Origin of the sequence: Pseudomonas sp. B21-056, assembly GCF_026016325.1 — a bacterium.
Lineage (GTDB): Bacteria > Pseudomonadota > Gammaproteobacteria > Pseudomonadales > Pseudomonadaceae > Aquipseudomonas.
The window spans coordinates 1,220,367-1,243,091 of the sequence record NZ_CP087203.1; the positions used below are offsets into that span (position 1 = coordinate 1,220,367).

The 22,725-nt window shown below is 62.5% G+C and carries 21 protein-coding genes; 13 read left to right on the forward strand and 8 right to left on the reverse strand.

The window, feature by feature from the left end; genetic code table 11:
* The first annotated feature begins 46 nt into the window (after window positions 1–46).
* The 3 genes from LOY67_RS05305 (at window position 47) to LOY67_RS05315 (ending at window position 2,704) form a co-directional block, all read left to right on the forward strand.
* Entirely contained in the window at window positions 47–1,324 is a 1,278-nt protein-coding gene (locus LOY67_RS05305) for a flavohemoglobin expression-modulating QEGLA motif protein (RefSeq protein WP_265066256.1), read from the forward strand.
* Between the two features lie 148 nt (window positions 1,325–1,472).
* Window positions 1,473–2,378: an alpha/beta hydrolase gene (locus tag LOY67_RS05310; protein WP_265066257.1), complete on the forward strand. Its 906-nt coding sequence runs from the start codon at window positions 1,473–1,475 to the stop codon at window positions 2,376–2,378.
* On the forward strand, window positions 2,375–2,704 hold the full coding sequence (locus tag LOY67_RS05315) for a hypothetical protein (RefSeq protein WP_265066258.1): 330 nt from the start codon (window positions 2,375–2,377) through the stop codon (window positions 2,702–2,704). The genes LOY67_RS05310 and LOY67_RS05315 overlap by 4 nt, the downstream gene beginning before the upstream one ends.
* A 187-nt stretch (window positions 2,705–2,891) precedes the next feature.
* Here LOY67_RS05315 and LOY67_RS05320 read toward each other — a convergent pair whose 3' ends face one another.
* From LOY67_RS05320 to LOY67_RS05330, 3 genes are all read right to left on the reverse strand, one after another.
* The gene (locus LOY67_RS05320; RefSeq protein WP_265067702.1) at window positions 2,892–3,680 is read right to left on the reverse strand and encodes an OmpA family protein; all 789 of its coding nucleotides are present in this window, start codon (window positions 3,678–3,680) and stop codon (window positions 2,892–2,894) included.
* A gap of 49 nt (window positions 3,681–3,729) precedes the next feature.
* A complete protein-coding gene (locus tag LOY67_RS05325; RefSeq protein WP_265066259.1) occupies window positions 3,730–4,146 on the reverse strand; it encodes a DUF4398 domain-containing protein in 417 nt (138 codons plus the stop codon).
* A 276-nt stretch (window positions 4,147–4,422) separates the two neighbouring features.
* Window positions 4,423–4,767 (reverse strand): pilin assembly protein, encoded by a 345-nt coding sequence (locus LOY67_RS05330; protein WP_175385114.1) that lies wholly within the window; start codon window positions 4,765–4,767, stop codon window positions 4,423–4,425.
* A gap of 191 nt (window positions 4,768–4,958) precedes the next feature.
* On the opposite strand from LOY67_RS05330, the gene ppc reads away from it, so the two are divergent.
* The 7 genes from ppc (at window position 4,959) to LOY67_RS05365 (ending at window position 12,390) form a co-directional block, all read left to right on the forward strand.
* Window positions 4,959–7,589, forward strand: coding sequence for a phosphoenolpyruvate carboxylase (gene ppc, locus LOY67_RS05335; RefSeq protein WP_265066260.1), 2,631 nt, complete (start codon window positions 4,959–4,961; stop codon window positions 7,587–7,589).
* 291 nt (window positions 7,590–7,880) lie between these two features.
* Window positions 7,881–8,531, forward strand: coding sequence for an adenylate kinase (gene adk, locus LOY67_RS05340; protein WP_265066261.1), 651 nt, complete (start codon window positions 7,881–7,883; stop codon window positions 8,529–8,531).
* A 94-nt stretch (window positions 8,532–8,625) separates the two neighbouring features.
* On the forward strand, window positions 8,626–9,303 hold the full coding sequence (tsaB, locus tag LOY67_RS05345; RefSeq protein ID WP_265066262.1) for a tRNA (adenosine(37)-N6)-threonylcarbamoyltransferase complex dimerization subunit type 1 TsaB: 678 nt from the start codon (window positions 8,626–8,628) through the stop codon (window positions 9,301–9,303).
* 345 nt (window positions 9,304–9,648) lie between these two features.
* Window positions 9,649–9,957, forward strand: a complete 309-nt coding sequence (locus LOY67_RS05350) for a hypothetical protein (RefSeq protein WP_265066263.1) — start codon at window positions 9,649–9,651, stop codon at window positions 9,955–9,957.
* Complete coding sequence (locus LOY67_RS05355) at window positions 9,957–10,817, forward strand: DUF72 domain-containing protein (RefSeq protein ID WP_265066264.1); 861 nt, start codon at window positions 9,957–9,959, stop codon at window positions 10,815–10,817. Before LOY67_RS05350 ends, LOY67_RS05355 begins: the two co-directional genes overlap by 1 nt.
* A 33-nt stretch (window positions 10,818–10,850) precedes the next feature.
* The gene (locus tag LOY67_RS05360) at window positions 10,851–11,672 is read left to right on the forward strand and encodes an isocitrate lyase/PEP mutase family protein (protein WP_265066265.1); all 822 of its coding nucleotides are present in this window, start codon (window positions 10,851–10,853) and stop codon (window positions 11,670–11,672) included.
* A gap of 16 nt (window positions 11,673–11,688) precedes the next feature.
* Window positions 11,689–12,390, forward strand: a complete 702-nt coding sequence (locus LOY67_RS05365) for an extensin family protein (RefSeq protein ID WP_265066266.1) — start codon at window positions 11,689–11,691, stop codon at window positions 12,388–12,390.
* Between the two features lie 3 nt (window positions 12,391–12,393).
* Here LOY67_RS05365 and LOY67_RS05370 read toward each other — a convergent pair whose 3' ends face one another.
* Window positions 12,394–13,014 (reverse strand): energy transducer TonB, encoded by a 621-nt coding sequence (locus LOY67_RS05370; protein WP_265066267.1) that lies wholly within the window; start codon window positions 13,012–13,014, stop codon window positions 12,394–12,396.
* 108 nt (window positions 13,015–13,122) lie between these two features.
* On the opposite strand from LOY67_RS05370, the gene LOY67_RS05375 reads away from it, so the two are divergent.
* Window positions 13,123–13,905 (forward strand): class I SAM-dependent methyltransferase, encoded by a 783-nt coding sequence (locus LOY67_RS05375; protein ID WP_265066268.1) that lies wholly within the window; start codon window positions 13,123–13,125, stop codon window positions 13,903–13,905.
* A 113-nt stretch (window positions 13,906–14,018) separates the two neighbouring features.
* On the opposite strand, the gene LOY67_RS05380 is transcribed toward LOY67_RS05375, so the two are convergent.
* Window positions 14,019–14,654, reverse strand: coding sequence for a TetR/AcrR family transcriptional regulator (locus LOY67_RS05380; protein WP_265066269.1), 636 nt, complete (start codon window positions 14,652–14,654; stop codon window positions 14,019–14,021).
* 93 nt (window positions 14,655–14,747) lie between these two features.
* Between LOY67_RS05380 and LOY67_RS05385 the strand changes: the two genes are divergently transcribed.
* Window positions 14,748–15,848, forward strand: coding sequence for an efflux RND transporter periplasmic adaptor subunit (locus LOY67_RS05385; protein ID WP_265066270.1), 1,101 nt, complete (start codon window positions 14,748–14,750; stop codon window positions 15,846–15,848).
* 6 nt (window positions 15,849–15,854) lie between these two features.
* On the forward strand, window positions 15,855–18,920 hold the full coding sequence (locus LOY67_RS05390) for an efflux RND transporter permease subunit (protein WP_265066271.1): 3,066 nt from the start codon (window positions 15,855–15,857) through the stop codon (window positions 18,918–18,920).
* Window positions 18,921–19,036: 116 nt separating this feature from the next.
* Here the strand turns inward: LOY67_RS05390 and LOY67_RS05395 are convergent, their stop codons facing one another.
* The 3 genes from LOY67_RS05395 to plsB are packed head-to-tail and all read right to left on the reverse strand — an operon-like array spanning window position 19,037 to window position 22,697.
* On the reverse strand, window positions 19,037–19,714 hold the full coding sequence (locus LOY67_RS05395) for a DUF4197 domain-containing protein (RefSeq protein ID WP_265066272.1): 678 nt from the start codon (window positions 19,712–19,714) through the stop codon (window positions 19,037–19,039).
* 30 nt (window positions 19,715–19,744) lie between these two features.
* Complete coding sequence (locus tag LOY67_RS05400) at window positions 19,745–20,143, reverse strand: YbaY family lipoprotein (RefSeq protein ID WP_265066273.1); 399 nt, start codon at window positions 20,141–20,143, stop codon at window positions 19,745–19,747.
* 52 nt (window positions 20,144–20,195) lie between these two features.
* Window positions 20,196–22,697, reverse strand: a complete 2,502-nt coding sequence (plsB, locus tag LOY67_RS05405; protein WP_265066274.1) for a glycerol-3-phosphate 1-O-acyltransferase PlsB — start codon at window positions 22,695–22,697, stop codon at window positions 20,196–20,198.
* Window positions 22,698–22,725 lie beyond the last annotated feature (28 nt).

The following is a 22,725-nucleotide window of genomic DNA, read 5'->3' on the forward strand; positions in this document are numbered from 1 at the left end:
ACCATCAATAACAGCAGCAAGCGGACGTTTTTCACAGGAGTTCCGGGTGGACGATTACCAGCAGACGATACGCACCTTGTCCGATCGCATAGTGCTGGCGCAGACGCCGATTCGCATTCTCGACGCGGTGAAATGGGACGAGAACATCCGCAAGGGGTTTCTCAAGGCCAAGGGCAAGGAACTGCCTGCCGTGGACCGTGACTATTACCTCAACCGGCCGCTGTCCTTCGATTCCAGCAAAGTGAAGCTGGAGTTCCAGAACATCGAGCGTGACATCACCCGTCAGCTCGGGCAGTTCAACCCGGTTGGCCAGATCATGCGCCGCATGTGCAAGGAATACCGCATGGTGGTGCGCATGCTCGAAGCGCGCGGCACCGAGGACTTCGGGCTGATTTCCCAGGAACTCTACGGCGCCGCCTCCGACGCCTTCCATGCCGGCGACCCGACCTTGTCCGACCTGGGCCTGATGCTGTCCGATTACTTGAATAACATCGACGGTCGTGGCGATTTGAAGGACGAACCCAAGGTCCTCAGTGCCAAGGAAGCCGTCGGCCTGTTGCAGCACCGCCTCAACCGGGTTTTCGGCGAAGCCGAGGAAACCATCCGGGTGTTCGAGTCCGACGGGATCGTCGCGGACGCGGCGGCGGGTGCCGACTACATCAAGATCCGCGCCGACGCGATGTTCAACGAACGGGACGTGCGAGCCCTGGAGGTCCATGAAGGCCTGGTGCACGTTGGCACGACCCTCAACGGCTTGAACCAGCCGATCTGCACGTTCCTGTCCAAGGGCCCGCCCTCGTCCACCGTGACCCAGGAAGGCCTGGCGATCCTGATGGAAATCATCACCTTCGCCTCGTACCCGAGCCGCCTGCGCAAACTGACCAACCGCACCCGGGCCATCCATATGGTCGAGGAGGGCGCCGACTTCTTGCAGGTCTTCGAGTTCTTCCGCGAGCAGGGCTTTGAAATGGCCGAAAGCTACGGCAACGCCAGCCGGGTTTTCCGTGGCTCGGTGCCGACCGGCCTGCCATTCACCAAAGACTTGTCCTACCTCAAGGGCTTCATCATGGTTTACAACTACATTCAGCTGGCCGTGCGCAAAGGCAAGCTGGAGCAGGTGCCGCTGCTGTTCTGCGGCAAGACCACCCTTGAGGACATGCGCACCCTGCGGCAACTGGTGGACGAAGGCCTGGTGGTGCCGCCCAAGTACCTGCCCGACCAGTTCCGCGACATGAACGCGCTGTCGGCCTGGATGTGTTTCTCCAACTTCCTGAACCACCTGAGCCTGGACCGGATCGAAGCGGATTATTCCAATATCCTGTAAACATCTCACTGTCCAATTGTGGGAGCGAGCCTGCTCGCGATAGCGGTGTGTCAGGAACCTGTGCATTAACTGACACACCGCTATCGCGAGCAGGCTCGCTCCCACAGGGACTGTGTTTCAACTTCAAATTCAAACGAGGATTCACCGGATGCGAACCCTCGGCATCTTTTGCCTGCTGCTGGCCCTGAGCGGTTGCAGTTCGCTGTTGTTCTACCCCGAACGCGGCCAGCCCTTCACCCCGGAGCGGGCGCGGCTCGAATACCGTGACGTCACCCTGCTGACCGCCGATGGCCTGAAGCTCCATGGCTGGTGGCTACCGGTCAAGCAAGGTGTCGAGGTCAAGGGCACGGTGCTGCATCTGCACGGTAACGGCGGCAACCTCGCCTGGCACCTGGGCGGCAGTTGGTGGTTGCCGGAGCAGGGCTATCAGGTGCTGATGGTCGACTATCGCGGTTACGGCTTGTCCGAAGGCGAGGCGAGCCTGCCGGCGATCTACCAGGACATCGACGCGGCCTTCAAATGGCTTGACCAGGCGCCGCAGGTCCAGGGCAAACCGCTGGTGTTGCTCGGCCAGAGCCTGGGCGGCGCGCTGGCGGTGCATTACCTGGTCGATCATCCGCAGCGCCAGCGGCAACTCAAGGCCCTGGTGCTCGACGGCGTGCCCGCCAGTTATCGCGACGTCGGCCGTTTTGCCTTGAGCACATCGTGGCTGACCTGGGCCTTCCAGGTGCCGTTGTCCTGGCTGGTGCCCGACGGCGACAGCGCCATCGGCTCCATCGCGCAGTTGAGTGGCGTGCCGAAATTGATCTACCACAGCCTGGACGATCCTATCGTGCCGCTTTCCAACGGCATCCGTCTGTATCAAGCTGCGCCACCGCCCCGGGTCCTGCAACTGACCCGCGGCGGGCACGTGCAGACGTTCGCCGACCCGGTCTGGCGAACCGTGATGCTGCGCTACCTCGACGACCCGCAACACTTCGACGGGCTGCGCCGCCTGGGCGAGGTCCCGAACTACCCGAAATCACCTGTTGAATCTCCAGAGAGCCCGCAATGAGCGAAGAACGCAACGCCATCCCCCTGATCATCACCGGTATCTGCAGCATCCTCGGCACCGTCGCGGTGCTGTGGTACTACGGCTACCTGCACTTCGCCAAGCCCGAGGATGCGCTGCTGCTCAACGAATTCACCATGCTCAAGACCCTGCCGGGCGAAGACTACAAGGTCTCCCTGGAACCGGCGCCCCAGGTGGCCCAGTGCATTGATGGCGTGCTGGTGCTGTTCGACACCGAACAGAAAGGCCTGACGGGGGTGCTGGTCAACGAAAAGAAACGCGCGGTGCGGTGCATGGGTCAGGAGACGCCGCAGAAGCTTCAGCCGTAATCCGGCGGATGTCAGTAATCCCCCTGTGGGAGCGAGCCTGCTCGCGATAGCGGCGTGTCAGTCGATGCATGACTGGCTGAACGGACGCCATCGCGAGCAGGCTCGCTCCCACAAGGGAAAATGGAACTGCCGATAGAAAGCCCCGCCTGAGCAAATCAGGCGGGGCTTTTTCATTGCACTCGATCGATCAGTTGGCGCTCATGGTTCCACGCGGCGCAACCGGTTGGTTGTCGTTGGAAATGGTGACTTCCACCCGACGGTTCATGGCACGGCCCGAGACGGAGGTGTTGTCGGCAACGGGAAACTCCTTGCCGTAACCCTGGGTCACGATGCGGGCCGGGTCGACGCCCATTTTCACCAGGGCGGTGCGCACGGAGCTGGCGCGGCGGTCGGACAGCGACTGGTTATAGGAATCCGAACCGGTGCTGTCGGTGTAGCCCTCGATGATCACCTTGCGGTCGGGGTTTTCCTGGAGGAACTGGGCCAGTTTATTCACGTTGACCAGGCCGCTGGAGCGCAGCTCGGACTGGTTGGTGGCAAACAGCACGTCGCCGAAGGTCACCAGGGTGCCGCGTTCAGTCTGCTTGGCGTTGAGGCTGTCCTGCAATTGCTTGATCTGCGCGTTGCGGGCGTCGAGCAAGGCACGGGCGCGTTCGTCGCCGGCGTTTTTCAGTTCCATCTCGGCGGTGCGCAGGGCAATGGTCTGCTTGGCCACTTCGACACGCTGGTTGGTCAGGTAGGCCAACTGGTCGACTTTGGCTTCGTCTTCCCTGTCCAGATAGGCCTTGTCGGCCTTGGCCAGGAAATCGGCGGCGTCCTTGGTTTCCAGCGCGGCCACCTTGGTCGCCGCCGGGTCAGCCTGCAGGCCGTTGTAGTTGGTGCGGGCCTGTTCCAGGTTCGCGTTCGGGTCGTGGGAGCAAGCGGCCAGGGTCACGCAGGCAGCGAGCAGGGCGGGCATCATCAAATGTTTGTGCATCATAGTCTGTCGTCCTTTTATCAATGAGCATTGTCGCGGCGTGAACGGCTTACTGAACCACCTTGTTCATGCCTTCCTGACGCAATTCCTGAACCCCTTTCTGGGAGTCCTTGAGTGCCTGTTCGGCTTTGGCGGCCTGGGCCTTGCGCTCGGCGACGCGGGCGTCCCACTCGGCCTGTTCGGCCAGACGCTTGGCTTCGTCGTATTTCTTGTCATGCATGGCCAGCTCGGCTTGCTTGAGCTTGTCCTGAGCCGACTTCATTTCCACCGCGGCGTATTCGGTACCGCCGGCGCTGACCGCGCTGTTGACGGCCGATTGCGTCACCGCGTACTGCTCCGAGGGTGGATTGCCGGCGCAACCGGCGAGGATGAAGCTGCTACCGATGGCCAGGGCAGCCAACTTCAGACCGCGCAGGCCGTTGAATGAGGGTTTGGCAGTGCAGGTATTCATAGGCTTCAACTCCATTGGAAAAACTCCTGGGAAAACTACAAATCCATGCCGGAACCGAGGCCTTGAGGTCCGTTTTGATGCTGGCGCCAGGCGCGTTTATTTAAACAACCGTTCCAGCATGGTTATTCGGTGTGACCCGAGGCGTTTTTTAAAAGTTCAGCAAAGATGGCCTATCGCCAAAAAGCTTTGCTGACTGATCGGTCAAGCTCGAAAAAGCTGAACTTTCCAGGCGCGCAACGGTATTCCAGCGCCGTTCAAGGCGCTGGAACAGGGAAAGAAATGGAGGTGGTATCAGTGTTTCGACTTGTCGTTCTGTGAACAGAGTTCATGCAAGTGACGACGGGACAGGGCGAGAAAACGTGGCGTCGGGCCGACGTCTTCGTACAGCGGATCGCCTTCTTCATCGGTGGCGACCACTTGGGAGCCCTTGATGTACGGGAAGCTCGCTTCCAGTTCCTCCAGGGCCGCGCCGATCAGTTCGCCGAGCAGTTCCTCGGGCTGGCGCTTGGGGTACATGTCGCAGATCGCGGCAAGGCGTGCGGCGGCTTCCATGTCCAGGTGGATGGTGTAGCCGGTCTGGGTCAGGTGACCCTTGGCGTTCTCTTCCCAATGCTGGGCAAGCTCACGGATTTTCATGATGGCCTCATTAAACCTGCTCGTGGCAGGCACGGTGAGTGACAAGCCGTCGTGTGGCTTACTGTTGAGACTAGCTTTGTCCGATAAGGTTTAAAGACCCTTCGTCGCTTGTCATAAACGACGGGCATCGGCACTCTCTCCTGAACGTCTCACCCAAGAGCTGTCCGGACCTTTTTGCTGGAGAACTGCTGATGACCGATATCGATGCCCGCTTGCGCGAGGATGTCCACCTGCTCGGCGAGCTGCTGGGCAACACCATCCGCGAACAGTACGGGGACAGGTTTCTCGACAAGATCGAGCAGATCCGCAAGGGCGCCAAGGCCGATCGACGCGGCTCCGTGGCTGCCGAACTCAGTGCCAGTCTCAACCAGTTGAGCGAAGACGAACTGCTGCCGGTGGCGCGGGCGTTCAACCAGTTTCTCAACCTGGCGAACATTGCCGAGCAGTATCAGCTCATCCACCGCCGCGAAGAATCGCAGCCGGCGCCATTCGAGGCGCGGGTGTTGCCGGAGTTGCTCGCCCGGTTGCGCGCCGAAGGCCATGCCGCCGAGTCCCTGGCGCGGCAACTGGGGCGCCTGGAGATCGAGCTGGTGCTCACCGCTCACCCCACCGAAGTGGCCCGCCGCACCCTCATCCAGAAATACGACGCCATCGCCGCGCAACTGGCGGCCCAGGATCACCGCGACCTGACCAGTGCCGAACGAGCGCAGATCCATGAGCGCCTGCAACGGTTGATCGCCGAAGCCTGGCACACCGAGGAAATCCGTCGCACCCGGCCGACCCCGGTGGACGAGGCCAAGTGGGGCTTCGCGGTGATCGAGCATTCGCTGTGGCAGGCCATTCCCAATTACCTGCGCAAGGCCGACCAGGCCCTGCACGCCGCCACCGGGCTGCGCCTGCCACTGGAAGCGGCGCCGATTCGCTTTGCTTCGTGGATGGGCGGTGACCGCGACGGCAACCCGAATGTCACCGCCGCGGTGACCCGTGAAGTGCTGTTGCTGGCGCGCTGGATGGCGGCGGACCTGTATTTGCGCGACGTCGATCAACTGGCCGCCGACCTGTCCATGCAGAAGGCCAGCGAGGCCTTACGGGCCCAGGCCGGTGACAGCGCCGAACCCTACCGTGCGGTGCTCAAGCAACTGCGCGAACGCCTGCGCGCCACGCGCAACTGGGCTCAGGCGTCGTTGAAAGCCACCACGCCGGCCAGCGCCGACGTATTGCAGAACAACCGCGAACTGCTCGATCCCCTGGAGTTGTGCTACCAGTCGCTGCACGACTGCGGCATGGGCGTGATCGCCGATGGGCCGCTGCTCGATTGCCTGCGCCGGGCGGTGACCTTCGGCTTGTTCCTGGTGCGGCTCGACGTGCGCCAGGATTCCACCCGGCACACGGCGGCCATGACTGAAATCACCGATTACCTGGGGCTGGGCCGTTACGAGGAGTGGAACGAGGAACAGCGCATCGGCTTCTTGCTGGATGAGCTGAATAATCGCCGGCCGTTGCTGCCGGCGAATTTCACGCCATCGGCCGATACGGCGGAAGTCCTGGCCACCTGTCGGGAGGTCGCGGCGGCGCCGGCGGCGTCCCTCGGCTCCTATGTGATTTCCATGGCCGGCGCGGCTTCCGATGTGCTGGCGGTACAACTGCTACTGAAAGAGGCCGGTGTGCTGCGGCCGATGCGGGTGGTGCCGCTGTTCGAAACCCTGGCCGACCTGGACAACGCCGGGCCGGTGATCGAGCGGCTGTTGCTGCTGCCGGGTTATCGCGCACGCCTGCAGGGGCCCCAGGAAGTGATGATCGGCTATTCCGATTCGGCCAAGGACGCCGGCACCACGGCGGCGGCCTGGGCACAGTATCGGGCCCAGGAACGGCTGGTGGAGATCTGCCGCGAGCAGCAGGTCGAACTGCTGCTGTTCCACGGTCGTGGTGGCACCGTCGGCCGTGGCGGCGGTCCGGCCCACGCGGCAATTCTGTCCCAGCCACCGGGATCGGTGGCGGGACGTTTCCGTACCACCGAGCAGGGCGAAATGATTCGTTTCAAATTCGGCCTGCCAGACATCGCCGAACAGAACCTCAACCTGTACCTCGCGGCCGTGCTGGAAGCGACCCTGCTGCCTCCGCCGCCACCGACGCCCGAATGGCGCCACCTGATGGATGAGCTGGCGGCCGACGGCGTCAATGCCTACCGCGCCGTGGTGCGGGAAAACCCGCAGTTCGTCGAGTACTTCCGCCAATCCACCCCGGAGCAGGAACTGGGGCGCCTGCCCCTGGGCAGCCGGCCGGCCAAGCGCCGGGCCGGGGGTATCGAAAGCCTGCGGGCGATTCCGTGGATTTTCGGCTGGACCCAGACCCGCCTGATGCTCCCGGCCTGGCTCGGCTGGGAAACCGCCCTGGGCAAGGCCCTGGAGCGGGGCGAGGGCGAGTTGCTGGGGCAGATGCGCGAGCAATGGCCGTTCTTCCGTACCCGCATCGACATGCTGGAAATGGTGTTGGCTAAGGCTGATGCCGATATTGCACGGTCCTACGACGAGCGTCTGGTGGAGCCGGCACTGCGACCTTTGGGTGTGCATTTACGCGACCTATTGTCGCAGGCCTGCTCTGTGGTGCTGGGGTTGACCGGCCAGTCGCAACTACTGGCACATAGCCCAGAGACGCTCGAATTCATTCGCCTGCGCAACACTTACCTCGACCCCTTGCACCTGTTGCAGGCCGAACTGCTGGCCCGCTCGCGGCAACAGGATGTTGCCCAAGGCAGCCCCGTGGAGCAGGCATTGCTGGTGTCTGTGGCGGGTATCGCCGCCGGATTGCGCAACACCGGCTAAGCTCAAGCGGCGCCTCGAAACGGCTCGCCCGGTGTCGCCGGGCGTTGCCTTGCAGGATTGGGAGCAGGTCGGCCAGGCGACAGTTTGTTGCTCGGTTGCGACGCTCGCCACCCCCTCCAAAGGTCGCGTCGGACGTCGGTTCCTCCGACTTTCGGCGGCTTGTGTGGGTCGGGCCTGCTGTGTATCTTGATCAGCCTTTGGCCGTTTGGGCGGTCACGATTCCAGTTTTCCGAGATTGGCCCCACGAGGCGAATCCGAGCGTTTTACATAAAAAAATTGAGGAGCACATCGATGCGCGTCATTCTGCTGGGAGCTCCCGGGGCCGGTAAAGGTACTCAGGCAAAGTTCATCACCGAAAAATTCGGTATCCCGCAAATCTCCACCGGCGACATGCTGCGTGCAGCGGTCAAGGCCGGCACCGAGCTGGGCATCAAGGCCAAGAGCATCATGGATGCCGGCGGCCTGGTGTCGGATGACCTGATCATTGCCCTGGTCAAGGATCGCATCGCTCAATCCGACTGCGCCAAGGGTTTCCTCTTCGACGGTTTCCCGCGCACCATTCCACAGGCCGAAGCCCTGGTGGAAGCCGGCGTGGAGCTGGATCACGTCGTTGAAATCGCCGTCGACGACGAAGAGATCGTCCAGCGCATCGCCGGGCGTCGTGTCCACGAGCCGTCGGGTCGCGTCTACCACACCGTCTATAACCCGCCGAAACTCGCCGGCAAGGACGACCTCACCGGTGAAGAGCTGGTGCAGCGCAAGGACGACACCGAAGAAACCGTGCGTCATCGCCTGTCGGTCTACCATTCCCAGACCAAGCCGCTGGTGGACTTCTACCAGAAGCTGTCCGCCAAGACCGGCGGCAAGCCCAAGTACAGCCACATCCCGGGCGTCGGCTCGGTCGATGCGATCACCGGCAAGGTGCTTGAAGCGCTGCGCTGAAAAGTCTGATCGGTTGCATCAACTACGGCCCGCTTGCGGGCCGTAGTTGTTTATACTGGCGCCCCTTTTTTCCACCTGATTTACGGACACATCGATGAGCACCTTGCTGGCCCTGGACACCGCGACTGAAGCTTGCTCCGTTGCCCTGCTGCACGACGGCAAGGTCACGAGCCATTACGAGGTGATTCCACGCCTGCACGCCCAGAAACTGTTGCCGATGATCCAGCAATTGCTCAGCGATGCCGGCACCACCTTGCAGGCCGTGGATGCGATTGCCTTTGGCCGTGGCCCGGGGGCCTTCACCGGTGTGCGCATTGCCATCGGCGTGGTGCAAGGGTTGGCATTCGCGCTGGAGCGCCCGGTGTTGCCGGTGTCGAACCTGGCCGTGCTGGCCCAGCGTGCCCTGCGTGAGCACGGCACCCAGCAGGTGGCCGCGGCCATCGATGCGCGCATGGACGAGGTGTACTGGGGCTGCTACCGCGAAACCGCTGGCGAGATGCGCCTGGTGGGTGCCGAAGCGGTGCTGCCGCCCGAGGTAGCGGCACTGCCGGCAGGTGCAGAGGGTGAGTGGTTCGGCGCCGGTACTGGTTGGGGCTACGGCGAGCGCATTGCCGTCAACCTCAGCGGCCAGGACGCCAGCCTGCTGCCCCACGCCGAAGACCTGCTGGCCCTGGCCCGTTTCGCCTGGGAACGCGGCGAAGCCATCCCGGCCGACGATGCCCAGCCGGTGTACCTGCGCGATAAGGTCGCCACGCCGAAGTCGGAGCGATAATCCCACTCTCAAGCGGGCAGCGTTGTGGCGAGGGGATTTATCCCCGCTCGAGTGCGCAGCGCTCGCTAGGTGATTGACCGGCACACTAATGTCGGGGGAGCTACGCGCCCAGCGGGGATAAATCCCCTCGCCACAAAGTCACCCTGCCACAAAGCCCTCGGTGGCTTGCAATCCCTTGGCACAAGTCATTCCATAGCCCCAAAGTCACACCCGATATTACCAGTCGTCACTTTTCCGACCTGTTTTTAAACCTTTTCGGCTTTATGTGTTCTAGTTATCACTTGCGCATTTGCGCGGCTGGGAAAGTGCCGCTAAATTGCCATCATTGATACTGAGCATTCTGTTATGCGTATAGACGGTTATTCATCCCAGTCCTATCCCATCAAGCGCCGGCCCAGGACGGGCAAGGTCGCTGATCAGGAGTCCTTCGACGACGTCGATGGCGAGCTGGAGTTTCCGTCTGAAGAGCAACTGGCCGCCCGCGCCGCCAAAGCCTCCGCACAGCGCCTGAGCAATCTTCCCGCCCGCCAGCAAGACATGCTTTATCACCGTTCCATGAGCCGCAGTGTCGCCACGGCCCTGGCCAGCTACCTGAGCACCGCCGGTTTCGTCGATTGGGATATGGAAGTGCTGGGGCTCGACCTCTACATCTGATGGCGTTGCCTTACTACCTCGGCTGCCCCTCCTGGAGCGAAAACGCCTGGCGTGATTATCTCTATCCCCAGGACGCCAGAAGCGCCGATTTCCTGAGTCTCTATTCCCAGGTATTCAACGCCGTGGAAGGCAACACGACCTTCTACGCGAGCCCTCCTGCGGCCATCGTGCAGCGCTGGGCCGACACCATGCCCACGCACTTTCGCTTCACCGCCAAGTTCCCCGGCGAGATCAGCCACAACGGCGATCTGCGCGAGCACCAGACGGCCGTCGACACCTTCCTGCAACTGCTCAGCCCTTTGGGTGAGCGGGTTTCGCCGTTCTGGCTGCAGCTGTCCAAAGCGTTCACACCGAATCGATTGCCGGAATTGGCGGGGTTCATCGATGCCTTGCAGCGCCCGTTGGCGGTGGAGGTCCGTCACGATGAGTTCTTTGCCAAGGGCGATGCCGAGCGGCGGCTCAATCGCTTGTTGCTCGATCGCGGTGTCGAGCGTATCTGCCTTGATCCCCGGGCGCTGTTCAGTTGCACCTCCACCGATCCTGCCGTGCTCCATGCACAATCGAAAAAGCCGCGAGTACCACCCCGGCCGGCGGCTTTTACCCAATGCCCGCAGGTGCGCTTCATCGGTCATCCGGTGCTGGAGGCCAACGAGCCGTTCCTGACGCCCTGGGTGGAGAAAATCGCCACCTGGATCGAGGAAGGGCGCACGCCCTACATCTTCCTGCACACCGCCGACAACCTGCTGGCGGCGAAGCTGGCGCTGCGTTTTCATCATCGCTTGATGCAGCGATTGCCTGGCTTGCCGGCCCTGCCTGAGTTATACAGAGAGCCCGCCGCCGAGCAACTGGGTTTGCTCTGAGGCCGGATCCTTCCCTGCTCAGGAGCGACTTACATGGATGCGCAAAACCGTCGGGCCCAGGTGTTCAAAGCCTTGCACGAACGCGAAGAGGCTTTTGTCATTCCCAACCCGTGGGACGCCGGTTCCGCGAAGATGTTGGCCAGCCTGGGGTTCGAGGCCTTGGCCACCACCAGCGCCGGTCACGCGTTTTCCCTGGGGCGCCCGGACGGCGCGCTGGGGCTGGAAGACACCCTGGCCAATGTCCGGGCGATCGTGGCCGCCACTGACCTGCCGGTAGCGGTCGACTTCGAAAACGGTTTCGCCGACGCACCCGAAGAGTGCGCCCGCAACCTGCTGCGCGCGGCAGAAGCCGGCGCGGTCGGCGGGTCCATCGAAGATGCCACGGGACGCGAAGACAGCCCGATCTATTGCTTCGAGCACGCCGTGGCACGGGTCAAGGCGGCGGCCGAAGCTGTGCGCAGTCTGCCTTACCCCTTCCTGCTGACCGCCCGGGCGGAAAACTTCCTGCACGGCAATCCCGATCTCGATGACACGATCCGTCGCCTGAAAGCGTTCGCCGACGCCGGTGCCGACGTGCTCTATGCCCCAGGGTTGAGTACCGCCGAGCAAGTGCTCGCGGTGGTGCAGGCCGTGGCGCCGAAACCGGTGAACGTGCTGATGTCCGGGGCGCTGGACCTGACACTCGCGCAGTTGAGCGAGTTGGGCGCCAGGCGCATCAGCGTCGGCTCGGCGCTGGCCTTGGCCGCATATGGCGAGTTCATGCGCGCCGCCGGGGAAATTCGCGAGCAGGGCACGTTCACCTTTACCCGTCGCTCGATGACGTTCAAGCAGGTCAACCAGTTGTTCAAGGGTTGAGGCTCGAGGCGTCGCCGTGAGGATTGCGAAAAAACTGACGTTGCTGGTGGTGCTGATCGTTGGCGCCTTGGTTCTGGGGGTGTGGCGGGGCTGGTTGCCGGTGCCGCCCGCATGGAATCCCTGGGCGCCCCTGGACGTCAATGCGCCGCCGAACCTGCTGACCCGCTACAAGCTCATGGCCCTGCGCAATGACCCGCAACTGTGTGAGCAGGCCCTTGCCACCTCGGGGCTGCGGGTTGCCCACCAGGCCGACAGCAACCCTGCTGCCAGTTGCCCGCTGACCAATGTGCTGCGGGTGCAGAGCGGCGAAGTGGCGCTGAGCAGCAGCTTCCTTGCCAGTTGCTCCCTGGCGGTGGCGTTCGCCCTGTTCGAGCGTCATGCGCTGCAACCAGCGGCACAAGCGGCCTACGGGCAGAAAGTGGCGCGGGTCGATCACCTCGGCAGTTTCGCCTGTCGCAACATGTACGGTCGTGAAAACGGTGCGCGCAGCCAGCACGCCACGGCCAATGCCCTGGACATCGCCGGGTTTCGCCTGGCCGATGGCCGCACGATCAGCGTCCTCCGGGACTGGCCGAAGGACAACGCCGATGCGGGTTTCCTGCGGCAGGTACGCGACGGTGCCTGTGACATGTTCAGTGTGGTCTTGAGCCCGGACTACAACGCGGCACACCGCAACCATTTCCATCTGGATGTGGGGCCATGGTGGGTCTGCCGGTGAGAATCAGGCGGCGATGCGCAGGTTCTGCAGTACGATCGGGCGTGCCCAGCGGGTGTCGAAGTCCAGGGCTTTCTGCTGGGCAACGATCTCTTCTTCCGGGAACGGCGGGAAAGGCTTGTCCAGCAGATCGAGTTCGAGCTCGGCAATCGGCAGGTGCAACGGGCGCGGTTGCGGCGCCGGGCCGGGCTCCGGCAGCGCTTGGCCGGCGGCGAGGACAATGGGGCGAACCCAGTTGCTCTCGAAGTTCTGTTGTTTTTGCTGGGCGCTGATTTCTTCCGGCGGGAAGGGTGGGAACGGCTTGTCCAGCAGGTCCAGTTCGAATTCGGCGATGGGCAGGAACAGCGGCTCAGGCGGTTTGACCTGGGTTTGCGTCACGTCGCAGGTGCGCTGGCTGACGATGTGGTCCAGCAGTTCGGCGCCGAGGGTCGGTTCAACGGCCTCATCGAGGGCGACGGGCTGGTAACTGCCAGGCGCTGGTGCGTTTTCACCCAGTTGATCGGCCAGGGCCCGGGCAAAAAAATCTTGCCACAGGTGACTGACGCCGCTCAGGGCCTGGGTGTTGCGCAGGCTGTAATCACCGTAACGGGAGATAACGCCTATCGATGTGGAATGAATGTCTGACATTTTTCTCGGTCGACGCTCAGCTCTGGCAAAATGCCGTTCACCGTTGTTATCGGCCGTTTTTGCCGATCCTTAATTTTTTGAGCATGTTTCCATGAATGAACAACTTCCATGAGTGAGCAACCCGCGGCCTGCCGCATCCACGTCGAGGCCCTGGCCCCGGCCTTCCAGCCTCAGGCCGAGCACTGGGCCCAGCGCCTTGGCCTGCCCTTGCAGGTGGACGAGGGCGAGTTTGCCTTGCAGGTCGGCGAACACGGGTTGCAACTGCAACAACTGGGGCCGGACGCGCCGGGGCCGGTGCGGGTGGATTTTGTCGAGGGTGGCGCGGCCCATCGCCGGTTGTACGGTGGCGGCAGCGGCCAGATGATCGCCAAGGCGGTCGGTATCGCCCAGGGCGTGCGTCCCCGTGTGCTGGATGCCACGGCCGGGTTGGGCAAGGATGCCTTCGTGCTGGCCAGCCTGGGCTGTGAGATGAGCCTGATCGAGCGCCAGCCGCTGATCGGCGCATTACTGGAGGATGGTCTGACCCGTGGCGCGGAGGATTTCGACGTGGCGCCCATCGTGGCCCGCATGCGCTTGCTCAAGGGCAACTCCATCGAGGTGATGCAGAACTGGGAAGGCGAGCCGCCCCAGGTGATCTACCTGGACCCGATGTTCCCACACCGTGAGAAAACCGCCCTGGTGAAGAAGGAGATGCGCCTGTTCCGGCCCTTGGTCGGCGACGACCCCGACGCCCCGGCGCTGCTGGCCGCAGCCCTGGCCCTGGCGACGCACCGGGTGGTGGTCAAGCGCCCGCGCAAGGCGCCATGCATCGAGGGGCCGAAGCCGAGCCATGGGCTCGATGGCAAGTCCAGTCGCTACGATATCTATCCGAAGAAAGCGCTCAAGGCTTGAGACCGAGTGGCTTTCATCGCGAGCAGGCTCGCTCCCACAGGGGCTTGTGAACGACACAAATCCCTTGTGGGAGCGAGCCTGCTCGCGATGGGGCCGGCCCGGGCACCGAAAATCTAAGGCCTGTAGGCCCGCATGAACAACCCCACCACCTCCTGCACATGTTCCTCGGCCGCCTCAGCCTCCAACGGCGCGCCGCAGCCATACAGCAAGCGGAAATTCGCCGCGCCCTTGATCAGGCAGAAGAAGTGCTCCGCCGCATGGCGGGGTTTGTCGATGCACAGGGCGCCGTTCTGGTTGACCTTGGCCAACAACCGCTCCATGCCTGAGAGCATCCGCTCGGGGCCGGCCTGGTAGAAAATCGTCGAAAGCATAGGGTCCTGGCTGCCCAGGGCCATGATCACCCGATGCAGGTTCACCGACTCTTCGCTGCTGACCAATTGCTGAAAGCCCCGGGCAATGTTCAACAGCACATGTTCAATCGACACGCCCTCAGGCCACTCGAAGAACAACGGCGGTACCTGCTCTTCGCATTTGGCGATCACCGCGGCGGAAAACAGCGTTTCCTTGTCGTTGAAATGGCTGTAGACCGTCAGCTTCGACACGCCCGCTTCGGTGGCGACGTTATCCATGCTGGTATTGGCATAACCCAAGTCCATGAACAGCCGTTTGGCGGCGTCGAGAATGGCCTGGCGTTTGACCAGATCCTTCGGACGGCCAGGTCCGCTGGGGGGTAAAAGATTGTTCGACATTCTTCGCTTTAATACTGGACTGGTGAGTTTGCTATTAATAACATACCCGCCAGTATAATTATTCCAAGCGCTATTAGCGAAAGGTCTGCCGCCATGTTCCGCTATGCATTGCCCCTCGCCGTGCCCGTCAGTCTGGCTTTTTTATTGTCTGCGTGTGGTCATGACGAACCGGTGCCGGTCGCTGTGCGCCCGGCCATGGTCGTGAAGCCAGAGCCTTCGGCCCAGGCGACGGACAGTTATCCCGGCGAAGTGCGGGCCCGTTTCGAGCCGGACCTGGCTTTTCGCATTGGCGGCAAAGTGAGCCGACGACTGGTCGAAGAGGGGCAACGGGTCAAGGCCAACCAGCCCCTGGCCGAACTCGATCCCCAGGACGTGCGCTTGCAACTGGAAGCGACCCGGGCCCAGGTGGCCGCCGCCGAGGCCAACCTGAACCTGGTGCGTGCCGAACGTGATCGCTACAAGACCTTGCTGGACCGGCAGATGGTCAGCCGCTCCCAGTACGACAATGCCGAGAACCTCTACCGCTCCGGCGCCGCGCGGCTCAAGCAGATCCAGGCCGAATTCGACGTCTCCAGCAATCAGGCCAGCTATTCGGTACTGCGGGCGCCCCAGGATGGCGTGGTCGCCCGGCGTTCGGTGGAAGTCGGGCAGGTGGTGCAGGCCGGGCAGACGGTCTTCACCCTCGCCACCGACGGCGAGCGTGAGGTGCTGATCAGTCTGCCGGAACAGAGTTTTGGTCGGTTCAAGATCGGCCAGCCGGTCTCGGTGGAACTGTGGAGCCAGCCTGGTCAGCGTTTCAGCGGGCATATTCGCGAACTCTCGCCGGCTGCCGACCCCAAGTCCCGTACCTTCGCTGCCCGTGTTGCATTTGCCGCGGGCAGCGTCCCGGCCGAGCTGGGCCAGAGCGCCCGGGTGTTTATCCAGACTGTCGACAAGGTGCCTTTGTCGGTGCCGCTATCGGCCCTGACCGCTGAAAACGGCGCGACGTATGTCTGGGTGGTCAACGCTAACAACACCTTGAAGAAAGTCCCGGTGCGGGTCGGCGCCTTCGGTGAAAAGACCGTTCCGGTGCTTGAGGGCCTCAGTGCCAATGACTGGGTGGTGGCGGCCGGCGTGCATGTGCTCCTCGACGGCCAGCAGGTACGGCCGGTGGATCGCTCCAACCGCGTGGTCAACCTGGCGGCCAAGGAGTAATCCCCGATGGGTTTCAATCTTTCCGAATGGGCGTTGCGTAACCGCCAGATCGTACTGTTCCTGATGCTGTTGCTGGCTATTGTCGGCGCGCTTTCCTACACCAAGCTGGGTCAGAGTGAAGACCCGCCGTTCACCTTCAAGGCCATGATCATCAGCACCAACTGGCCGGGGGCCACGGCCGAGGAAGTGTCGCGCCAGGTCACCGAACGCATCGAAAAGAAGCTGATGGAAACCGGCGACTACGAGAAAATCGTCTCGTTTTCCCGTCCGGGCGAGTCCCAGGTGACCTTCGCGGCCCGGGACTCCATGCATTCGGCGCAGATCCCCGAGCTGTGGTACCAGATCCGCAAGAAGATCAACGACATCCGCCATACCTTGCCCCAGGGTGTCCAGGGGCCGTTCTTCAACGATGAGTTCGGGACCACCTTCGGCAACATCTATGCCCTGACCGGCGACGGCTTCGACTACGGCGTGCTCAAGGATTACGCCGACCGTGTCCAGATCCAGCTGCAACGGGTCAAGGATGTGGGCAAGGTTGATTTGCTCGGTCTGCAGGACGAGAAAATCTGGATTGAGCTGTCGAACGTCAAGCTGGCGACCCTTGGCCTGCCCTTGTCGGCGGTCCAGCAGGCCCTGGAAAAGCAGAACGCAGTCTCGACCGCAGGCTTCTTCGAGACCGGCAGCGAGCGTTTGCAGCTACGGGTATCGGGGAATTTTCAGACGGTAGAAGAGATCCGTAATTTCCCGATCCGGGTCGCCGATCGCACCTTCCGTATCGACGATGTGGCAGACGTGCGTCGTGGGTTCAACGACCCACCCGCGCCACGCATGCGCTTCATGGGCGAGGATGCCATCGGCCTGGCCGTGGCGATGAAGGAGGGCGGTGACATCCTGATCCTGGGCAAGGCGCTGGAAACCGAGTTTGCCCGGATCCAGAACAACCTGCCGGCCGGCATGCAGTTGCGCAAGGTGTCGGACCAGCCTGCTGCGGTGAAGACCGGCGTCGGTGAGTTCGTTCAGGTGCTGGTGGAAGCGCTGACGATCGTCTTGCTGGTGAGCTTCTTTTCCCTGGGGCTGCGCACCGGGATGGTGGTCGCCCTGGCGATTCCGCTGGTGCTGGCGATGACTTTCGCGGCGATGTATTACCTGGGGATCGGCCTGCACAAGATTTCCCTCGGTGCGCTGGTGCTGGCGCTCGGGTTGCTGGTGGATGACGCGATCATTGCGGTGGAGATGATGGCGATCAAGATGGAGCAGGGCTTCGACCGGATCAAGGCCGCCAGCTATGCCTGGACCAGCACGGCGTTCCCGATGCTCACCGGTACGCTGATCACGGCGGCGGGGTTCCTGCCGATCGCCACGGCGCAATCGGGCACCGGCGAATATACCCGCTCGATTTTCCAGGTGGTGACCCTCGCGTTGCTGGCGTCCTGGGTGGCTGCGGTGGTGTTCGTGCCTTATCTGGGGGAAAAACTCCTGCCGGACCTGGCGAAAATTCATGCGGCCAAGCACGGCACCGGTGACGGTCAACCCGACCCTTACGGCACGCCGTTCTACCAGCGGGTCCGGCGATTGGTGGAGTGGTGCGTGCGGCGGCGCAAAACCGTTATCGCCTTGACCGTGCTGTTGTTCATCGGCTCGGTGATGCTGTTCCGTTTTGTCCCGCAGCAGTTCTTCCCGGCGTCGGGTCGGCTGGAGTTGATGGTCGACCTGAAACTGGAGGAGGGCGCCTCCCTGAGTAACACCGCCGAACAGGTCAAGCGCCTCGAGGCGATGCTCAAGGATCACCCGGGCATCGACAACTACGTGGCCTATGTCGGCACCGGCTCACCGCGTTTCTACCTGCCGCTGGATCAACAACTGCCGGCACCGAGCTTCGCCCAGTTCGTGGTGCTGGCCAAGACCATCGAAGACCGCGAGCCTCTGCGCAGCTGGCTGATCAGTACCCTGAACGAACAGTTTCCGACTATGCGCTCCCGGGTCACGCGCCTGGAAAACGGTCCACCCGTGGGTTACCCGGTGCAGTTCCGGGTGACCGGCGAACACATTGAAGAAGTTCGAGCCCTGGCGCGGAAAGTCGCGACGAAGGTTCGCGAAAATCCCTACGTAACGAACGTGCACCTGGATTGGGAGGAACCGAGCAAAGTCGTGTACCTGAATGTCGACCAGGAGCGCGCCCGGGCCTTGGGCGTAAGCACGGCTGACCTGTCGAAGTTCCTGCAAAGCTCCCTGATCGGCTCCAGTGTCAGCCAGTACCGCGAGGACAACGAACTGATCGAGATTCTGCTGCGTGGCACGGTCCACGAGCGCACCGAGCTGACGTTGCTGCCGAGCCTGGCGGTGCCCACCGAGAACGGCCAAAGTGTTGCGCTGTCGCAGATCGCGACGCTGGAATACGGCTTTGAAGAGGGTGTGATCTGGCATCGCAATCGCCTGCCGAGCGTGACGGTGCGGGCCGATATCTATGGCAAGGAGCAACCGGCGTCCCTGGTGCAGCAGATCTTCCCGACCCTGGACCCGATTCGCGCAGAATTGCCGGACGGTTATCTGCTGGAGGTCGGTGGCACGGTCGAGGATTCGACCCGAGGGCAGAAGTCGGTGAATGCCGGGGTACCGTTGTTCATCGTGGTAGTGCTGACCCTGCTGATGGTGCAACTGCGCAGTTTCTCACGCACGGCCATGGTATTTCTGACGGCGCCTTTGGGGCTGATCGGCGTCACGCTGTTCCTGCTGGTATTCCGCCAGCCGTTCGGTTTCGTCGCCATGCTGGGCACCATCGCCCTGTCGGGGATGATCATGCGCAACTCGGTGATCCTGGTGGACCAGATCGAACAGGACATCGAGGCCGGGCTGACACCGTGGCAGGCAATCATCGAAGCCACGGTACGACGCTTCCGGCCGATCGTGCTCACCGCCCTGGCGGCGGTGTTGGCGATGATTCCATTGTCGCGCAGCCTGTTCTTCGGCCCGATGGCAGTGGCGATCATGGGCGGGCTGATCGTGGCGACAGCGTTGACGCTGCTGTTCCTGCCGGCGCTGTATGCGGCCTGGTTCAGGGTCAAGAAAACCTGACTGAGAGGCAAATGTGGGAGCGAGCCTGCTCGCGATAGCGGTATAACAGCCAATGAAGATGTCATGGCTGAAGCCGCTATCGCGAGCAGGCTCGCTCCCACCGTTGTTTACCGCATTCAGAGGCTGCCGAAGACCTTCTTCGCCAGGCTGGTGGCCGCGGCCGCCGGGTTCTTGCGAATCGCGGCTTCCTGCTTGCCGATCATTTCGAACAAGCCGTCCAGTGCCTGCTCGGTCACGTAGTTTTCGACGTTGGCGCTTTTGGCATCCAATACGCCGAACGTCGCGGCCTGGCCGGCAAAGGCATTGTATTTCTGGGCCAGGCCGACCTTGTCGGTGGCTTGTTTGACGATGGGCAGGAACTTGGCGCGGATCTGCTCGCGGCTGCTCTTGTTCAGGTACTGCGTCGCCGAGTCGTTGCCACCGCTCAAAATGCCCTTGGCATCGTCCACGCTCATATTCTTCACGGCATTGACCAGAATCGGCTGCGCCTGGACCACGGCAGTCTCGGCTGCCTGGTTCATGCTGGCCTCCAGTTGATCGACCTGGTCACCCATGCCAAAGGCTTTCATCTTGCTGGCGACTTTGCCGAGTTTGCCCGGCAGTTCGATCTTCACTTCCGGGTTGTTGCTGAAACCCCCAGGCGTGCCCAGTTGCTTGACCGCCACCTGGGCGCCCTGGGTCAAGGCGTCCTTGAGGCCACCCGTGGCATCTTTTTGCGACAGGTCACCCAGGGACAGGGCCATGGCGTTGGCGCAGACCAACAGGCCGGTGAAGAGTAGAGTAGAGCGGAGCATGACAGCGTCCTTGAGATGAATGGAAAGGAATCAACGTGCAGGGTTGACGCGGATCTTCAACGGCTGCGGATCTTTGCCATCGAGTTGCACGGTGTGTTGTTCGGTGCTGATGAACATCAGCTGGCCGTCCACTTCGATGCGGGCACTCACGGCATAGCGATGGCCGGGTTTGACCTGGGACGGATCATAGCTGAGGTGGAATGGCAGCGGGACCTGGCCTTTGACCGGGCCACTCTGTTGATCGAGCACCACCGCCGGGGCATCGGCCAGGGACACATCCTGCAAACTCACGCTTAGGGTTGCGGTGGGCGGCAGGGCGATGCGTTGCAGGTAGAACACTTCACCGTCGAGGTGGTTCTTGCTCGCCAGCGGTGCGCTGGAGCAGGCGCCGAGCAGCGTGGCAACGGCCAGCAGGGTCATTTTTTTCATGGCGCAGTTCCTTGATCGAGGGCGCCAGGCAACGGCCTGGCGCCGGGGGGAATCAATCCTGGGTCACCGGAGCAACCTGATCCGCCGCATCTTCACTGCGATGCAACGCCACCTGGCGGATCGACAAACGAATCTCCGCCGGCAGCACCCGTTTGGCGGCGCCTTCGGCCAGTTCGCCCAGCAGCTCGTGATAGCTTAGCTTGCCGGCTTCGTCCCGGCGCAGAACATCAAGGTCCAGCATCGTCTGGATGAAATGGCGGAACAGGGTCTTGTCGAAGAATTCCGGCGCGTTGAGGCCATGCAGGATCGACAGACGCTGGGCCATGACGGTGCAGAGGTCCTCCAGCTCTTCGGCGCTGATGCTGTTCTGACCACTGTTGAGCAGCAGCGAGACGGTCATGTAGAAGCGTTGCAGGGCCTGGGCGATGCTTTTGGACAGCAGAGTCAGCAGCACGAAATGCCGCGAACTCGGCACCGGACGCAGGTACAGGTCATTTTCGAAACGCAGCAGGCCCTGTTCGACGAACGCTTCGAGCCATTGATCGATCACCTCGTCCAGTTGCTCCAATGACCAGCGAATGAACAGTTCCGATTGCAGGTACGGGTACAAGGCGCGGGTGTAGCGCAGGATCTGCTCGCGGCTCATGCGCGAAGAACTTTGGAAAAAGCTCGCCAGCAATGCCGGCAGGGCGAAGATGTGCAGCACGTTGTTGCGGTAGTAGGTCATCAGCACCGCATTCTGCTCATCCAGGTACAGGATCTTGCCCAGGGCATCGTTCTGTTCCGACAGCAGGTCCATGCCTTTCACATGTTCGATCAGCGCCCGGCCATCCCCCGTGGGCAGGGTGGTGTGAGGCGAATACGGTACTTTGCGCAGCAACGCCAGGTACAGGTCCAGCACCCGGGCCATGGCCTGATCATCCAGGGCCAGGCGGCTGGTGGACAGCAGCGCCAGGGCCACCAGGTTGACCGGGTTGATGGCGGCGGCTTCGTTCAGGTGGCGGGCCACGCGCTCACCCAGGCGATGGGTGGTCGCGTTGAGCCAGGCCGGTTTGAACTGCGGGCCCAGTTCCTGCTGGCGCCAGTCCGGCTGTTCACCGTCGAGGAACTCTGCCAGTTTGATCGGCTCGCCGAAGTTCACCGCCACCTGGCCGAAGCGTTGCTTGAGGGCACCGACGACCTTGAAGATGTCGAAGATCGATTCTTTCTTCTTGCTGGCCCCGCGCAACTCGCCCAGGTAGGTACGGCCCTCCAGCACCCGCTCGTAGCCGATATAGACCGGCACGAACACGATGGGCGTGCGCGATGACCGCAGGAAGCTGCGCAGGGTGATGGCGAGCATGCCGGTCTTGGGTTGCAGCATGCGCCCGGTGCGCGAACGTCCCCCTTCGACGAAGTATTCCACCGGAAAGCCCTTGGTGAACAACGTGTGCAGGTATTCATTGAACACGGCGGTGTAGAGCGGGTTGCCCTTGAAGGTACGGCGCATGAAGAACGCCCCGCCACGGCGCAGCAGGCCGCCGATCACCGGCATGTTGAGGTTGATGCCGGCGGCGATGTGCGGTGGGGTCAGGCCGTTGCGGAACAGCAGGTACGACAGCAGCAGGTAGTCGATGTGGCTGCGGTGGCACGGCACATAAATGACTTCGTGGCCTGGGGCGATGTCCTGCACGCCTTCGATGTTGTTGACCTTGATACCGTCGTAGATCTTGTTCCAGAACCAGCTCAGTACCACTTCCAGGAAACGGATGGCGGTGTAGGTGTAGTCCGAGGCGATTTCGTTGCCGTAGCGCAGGGCCTGGGCCTTGGCTTTTTCCGCCGGGATTTTTTCCCGCTCGGCCTCGTCGGCAATCGCCTGTTTGACCAATGGCTGGTTTACCAGGCCCTTGACCAGGTTGCGTCGGTGGGAAATGTCGGGGCCGATGACCGCTGCCTTCAGGTTGCGGAAATGCACCCGCAGGATCCGCTGGGCCATGCGCACGGTGCGTGCGTGGCCTTTGTCGTGCTCGATCAGTTCGCGCAGATGAATCGGCGCGGAGAACTGCACGCGGGTCTTGCGACCCAGGATCATGATGCTCAGCAGGCGGCGCAGGCGTCCGGTGACGGCCCAACTGTCGGCAAACAACAGCTTCCACGGACTGGATTCGCTGTCGGGCGACTGGCCCCAGAACACGCTGACTGGAATGATCTGCGCGTCTTCGGCGGCGTCGTGAGTCAGTACGTTGACCAGTCGCGTCAGTGTGGGGGGCGCGCCGCGCTTGTCCTGGCGTCCGAGCCAGTCCGGCGCCGGCGTCAGGTAGAAGAATGCCGCCGGCTCCAGCAGGTTGCCCACCGATACCGGCAATACCGGGCGAGGCAGGCCGGCCTTGGTGCACTCTGTGTCGAGCACTGCCAGGTCGGTCAGCGAAGGGTCTTGCAGGACGTAGAACACCGGACGGCTGCGGTCGAGGTTGAGGGTGAAGGACGACTGGTTGATCGTCTCGGAGCGAACCCAGAGGTACAGCAGTCGACGCAGGGTGCCAAACACAAGACGGCGGAACGGGGAGCGGGTCATACGGCTTCTGCATGAGTGGATGGGATCA

What these genes read in the sequence shown, in the direction of transcription:
- LOY67_RS05360 (WP_265066265.1), top strand. Translation starts at nt 10,851, where the DNA reads ATGGATGCGCAAAACCGTCGGGCCCAGGTGTTCAAAGCCTTGCACGAA.
- LOY67_RS05325 (WP_265066259.1), bottom strand. Translation starts at nt 4,146, where the DNA reads ATGGAGTTGAAGCCTATGAATACCTGCACTGCCAAACCCTCATTCAAC.
- ppc (WP_265066260.1), top strand. Translation starts at nt 4,959, where the DNA reads ATGACCGATATCGATGCCCGCTTGCGCGAGGATGTCCACCTGCTCGGC.
- LOY67_RS05380 (WP_265066269.1), bottom strand. Translation starts at nt 14,654, where the DNA reads ATGTCGAACAATCTTTTACCCCCCAGCGGACCTGGCCGTCCGAAGGAT.
- LOY67_RS05350 (WP_265066263.1), top strand. Translation starts at nt 9,649, where the DNA reads ATGCGTATAGACGGTTATTCATCCCAGTCCTATCCCATCAAGCGCCGG.
- LOY67_RS05390 (WP_265066271.1), top strand. Translation starts at nt 15,855, where the DNA reads ATGGGTTTCAATCTTTCCGAATGGGCGTTGCGTAACCGCCAGATCGTA.
- LOY67_RS05320 (WP_265067702.1), bottom strand. Translation starts at nt 3,680, where the DNA reads ATGCACAAACATTTGATGATGCCCGCCCTGCTCGCTGCCTGCGTGACC.
- adk (WP_265066261.1), top strand. Translation starts at nt 7,881, where the DNA reads ATGCGCGTCATTCTGCTGGGAGCTCCCGGGGCCGGTAAAGGTACTCAG.
- plsB (WP_265066274.1), bottom strand. Translation starts at nt 22,697, where the DNA reads ATGACCCGCTCCCCGTTCCGCCGTCTTGTGTTTGGCACCCTGCGTCGA.
- LOY67_RS05330 (WP_175385114.1), bottom strand. Translation starts at nt 4,767, where the DNA reads ATGAAAATCCGTGAGCTTGCCCAGCATTGGGAAGAGAACGCCAAGGGT.
- LOY67_RS05355 (WP_265066264.1), top strand. Translation starts at nt 9,957, where the DNA reads ATGGCGTTGCCTTACTACCTCGGCTGCCCCTCCTGGAGCGAAAACGCC.
- LOY67_RS05400 (WP_265066273.1), bottom strand. Translation starts at nt 20,143, where the DNA reads ATGAAAAAAATGACCCTGCTGGCCGTTGCCACGCTGCTCGGCGCCTGC.
- LOY67_RS05375 (WP_265066268.1), top strand. Translation starts at nt 13,123, where the DNA reads ATGAGTGAGCAACCCGCGGCCTGCCGCATCCACGTCGAGGCCCTGGCC.
- LOY67_RS05385 (WP_265066270.1), top strand. Translation starts at nt 14,748, where the DNA reads ATGTTCCGCTATGCATTGCCCCTCGCCGTGCCCGTCAGTCTGGCTTTT.
- LOY67_RS05310 (WP_265066257.1), top strand. Translation starts at nt 1,473, where the DNA reads ATGCGAACCCTCGGCATCTTTTGCCTGCTGCTGGCCCTGAGCGGTTGC.
- LOY67_RS05370 (WP_265066267.1), bottom strand. Translation starts at nt 13,014, where the DNA reads ATGTCAGACATTCATTCCACATCGATAGGCGTTATCTCCCGTTACGGT.
- tsaB (WP_265066262.1), top strand. Translation starts at nt 8,626, where the DNA reads ATGAGCACCTTGCTGGCCCTGGACACCGCGACTGAAGCTTGCTCCGTT.
- LOY67_RS05395 (WP_265066272.1), bottom strand. Translation starts at nt 19,714, where the DNA reads ATGCTCCGCTCTACTCTACTCTTCACCGGCCTGTTGGTCTGCGCCAAC.
- LOY67_RS05315 (WP_265066258.1), top strand. Translation starts at nt 2,375, where the DNA reads ATGAGCGAAGAACGCAACGCCATCCCCCTGATCATCACCGGTATCTGC.